The organism is Leclercia sp. M50 (assembly GCF_037150775.1).
Classification (GTDB): Bacteria; Pseudomonadota; Gammaproteobacteria; order Enterobacterales; family Enterobacteriaceae; genus Enterobacter.
In genome coordinates this window covers 1-3,262 of sequence record NZ_JBBCPK010000195.1, presented here as the reverse complement: position 1 = coordinate 3,262, position 3,262 = coordinate 1, and the positions used below count along the sequence as shown (strand labels likewise).

Annotated in this window: 4 protein-coding genes; 1 reads left to right on the top strand and 3 read right to left on the bottom strand. The window is 54.9% G+C overall.

The window, feature by feature from the left end; genetic code table 11:
• Positions 1-311: 311 nt before the first annotated feature.
• Positions 312-1,196 carry a nucleoside-specific channel-forming protein Tsx gene (locus tag WFM46_RS23325; protein ID WP_103178460.1) on the top strand — a complete coding sequence of 295 codons (885 nt, stop codon included), beginning with the start codon at positions 312-314 and terminating at the stop codon, positions 1,194-1,196.
• A 123-nt stretch (positions 1,197-1,319) separates the two neighbouring features.
• Here the strand turns inward: WFM46_RS23325 and WFM46_RS23320 are convergent, their stop codons facing one another.
• The 3 genes from WFM46_RS23320 to secF all read right to left on the bottom strand — a co-directional run.
• The gene (locus WFM46_RS23320; protein ID WP_156653990.1) at positions 1,320-2,000 is read right to left on the bottom strand and encodes a helix-turn-helix transcriptional regulator; all 681 of its coding nucleotides are present in this window, start codon (positions 1,998-2,000) and stop codon (positions 1,320-1,322) included.
• A 14-nt stretch (positions 2,001-2,014) separates the two neighbouring features.
• Positions 2,015-2,380: a VOC family protein gene (locus WFM46_RS23315; RefSeq protein WP_180209012.1), complete on the bottom strand. Its 366-nt coding sequence runs from the start codon at positions 2,378-2,380 to the stop codon at positions 2,015-2,017.
• A gap of 142 nt (positions 2,381-2,522) precedes the next feature.
• Positions 2,523-3,262 (bottom strand): protein translocase subunit SecF (secF, locus tag WFM46_RS23310; protein ID WP_336998679.1); only part of this gene is annotated, 740 nt, incomplete at its 5' end.

Genomic DNA, 3,262 nt, shown 5'->3' with positions numbered 1-3,262 from the left:
GATCAGCTCGGCTTTATCCGCAACCACGATATTCAGCCCGTCGCGCAATAATCCCCCTGCGGAACGTGTTCGCGTTCCGCTCCCTTCTTGGTTACAAACATTGGCAACAGAAATGTTTGCTATTACAATCCGCTCCGTTAAAAATACGCAAACGTGAACGCAATCGATTACGTATGTGAGAGATCTGTGAAACAACACATATTTTTATGAGCAAGGATTCCTATAATAGGCCCCCAGAAACACGAAATATTTAGAAACGCAATTCGCGCCTTTTTCACGCCCGCAAGGGATTTCAAATCAGTGGCATTATTATGAAAAAAACATTACTCGCAGCCGGTGCACTCCTGGCGCTCTCTTCTACGTTCTCTGTGCAGGCAGCGGAAAACGATAAACCAGAGTACGTCTCCGACTGGTGGCACCAGAGCGTTAACGTCGTCGGCAGCTATCACACCCGTTTTGGACCGCAGATCCGCAACGATACTTACCTGGAATACGAAGCGTTTGCCAAGAAAGAGTGGTTTGATTTCTATGGTTACATGGATGCGCCGGTATTCTTCGGTGGTAACACGGATGCAAAAGGTATCTGGAACCACGGTTCCCCACTGTTCATGGAGATCGAACCGCGCTTCTCCATCGACAAGCTGACCGGCACCAGCCTGGCGTTTGGTCCGTTCAAAGAGTGGTACTTCGCGAACAACTATATCTACGACATGGGTCGCAACAAGTCTGGCCGTCAGAGCACCTGGTACATGGGTCTGGGTACTGACATCGACACCGGTCTGCCGATGAGCCTCTCCATGAACGTCTATGCCAAATATCAGTGGCAGAACTACGGCGCAGCGAACGAAAACGAGTGGGATGGCTACCGTTTCAAAGTGAAATACTTCGTGCCAATCACCCAGCTGTGGGGCGGTAACCTGAGCTATATCGGCTTCACCAACTTTGACTGGGGTTCAGATCTGGGCGACAACGATTTCCGTGACCTGAACGGGAAGAAGGCGCGCACCAACGACTCTATCGCCTCCAGCCACATCCTGGCGCTGAACTACGATCACTGGCACTACTCTGTTGTTGCCCGTTACTGGCACAACGGTGGTCAGTGGAACGACGACGCAAGCCTGAACTTCGGCGACGGTGACTTCAGCGTTCGTTCTACTGGCTGGGGTGGTTACCTGGTTGTGGGTTACAACTTCTAAGTTGATTTGTGCCGGGTGGCGCTTCGCTTACCCGGCCTACAAAACATGTTAACGGCACAAACCGTAGGCCGGGTAAGGCGCAGCCGCCACCCGGCAAAAAAGCCAGCTCAAAAGCTGGCTTTTTTATTGCTTCACCTTCCGTAAAAAATCGGCCAGCGACCTGTTCGCGCTTTCGCTAAAGCGTCTCTCCGTCATGGTGATATTCAGACACCTGTCGAGCCGGAAACAACGGTAGTCATCACGTCGCTCGCACCACGCCGCCAGCAACCAGTGCTCTCCCCAGAAGAACAACCCCAGCGGCTGCACTTCGCGAGAAGAGAGCTGCCCGGCTTCATCACGATAATGCAGCGCCAGCACCCGCTGGCTGGATATCGCCTGATGAATAAGATCAAACCCGCTTCGGGAGTGGTGCTGCATGGCAATATCCGGGGCGTAGATCCGCGTCTGCTCTGCCTTGCGACGGCTCTCTTCCGGCAGGATCGCCAGCACTTTCTCCTGGGCCGACTCCAGTTCGCGCGACAACGACTCCCCGCCCCAGGTTTTGAGCAGGCGGATCGCCACCATCAGCGCCTCCGACTCTTTGTTGGTCAGCATCAGTGGTGGCAGGTCAAAACCCGACATCAGCCGGTAACCGCTCCCCGCTTCGCCTTCCACCGGCACGCCGGAGAGCGACAGATCGCGGATATCACGGTAGACAGTGCGTTCAGAGACGCCCACTCTTTCCGCCAGATGCGCTGCCGTTGTCAGACGTCTTCCCCGCAGGATCTGCACAATCTGAAACAAACGGTCAGCGCGTCGGGTCATTTTCTCTTAGGCTCTCAGGCAGGTTGATGAAGGCCGACGCGATTACCTTCGCTGTCGGTAAATAACGCAATAGTACCAATACCGCGCGGCAACGCCAGCGGGCCAAATACGCACTCGCCACCGGCGGACGAAACGCGATCCAGGGTCGCCGCCAGATTGTCAGTATGCAGATAGATAATGGCTCCCTGCACCGAGGGAATAATTCCCTCAAATTTTGCCAGCGCGCCGCCGGTAGCCGGGTCCTCATGCGGGAATACCGCCAGCTCGGCGCAGTCCATTTTCTCGCGCCTCAGTGAAACCTGCATTACCGGCTCATAAAATTTGATGGCGCGATCCATATCGGCGACCGGAATTTCAAACCAGTTAATCACACTTTTCATACATCCTCCTGACTCTTGTTTGGGTTCAGAAGGAGTCTACGACAGGTCTCCTGACAGCATACTGTCAGGAGTGTTTGTCAGGAACAGGCAAAAAAAATCCCGGTCAACAGACCGGGATTTCGCTGACGAAACAAACGTTCTGTTACGGCAGGATAGAGGGCTGATCCGCCCCTTCTTTCTCGACTTTCTGCTGGAGCAGGTGCTCGCGCTTCATGCCGAGTTTCAGCGCCAGCGCGGACGCTACATAGATAGAAGATGCTGTACCAATGGAGACACCGATCAGCATGGTCAGCGAGAAGCCTTCCAGAATCGGACCGCCGAAGAGATAGAGCATCAGGATCACCATCAGGGTGGTCCCGGAGGTGATCAAGGTACGGTGCAGCGTCTGGGTCAACGACACGTTAAAGATTTCGTACGGCGTACCGCGACGGATCTTACGGAAGTTTTCACGGATACGGTCCGAAACCACGATACTGTCGTTCAGCGAGTAGCCGATAACCGACATCAACGAGGCCACAATGGTCAGGTCAATCTCGATATGGAACAGCGACAGAACGCCCATGGTGATCACCACGTCGTGCGCCAGGGCGATAACCACCCCGGCAGCCAGACGCCACTCGAAGCGGAAACCGACATACGTCAGGATACAGAGCAGCGCCACCAGCAGAGCCATCGCACCGGTCTGGGCCAGATCCGCACCCACGCTTGGGCCAACGAATTCAATACGTTTTACCGTCGCATTCTGGCTGGTCGATTCGTTAATCACCTGTACGACTTTGCTGCCCAGCTCCTGGCTGCCGTTGGCATCCTTCACTGGCGGCATGCGCACCAGATGCGCGAGTCGCTGCAGAAGGCGGGCTTTGAAGAGCCGCTGCTGCAGAA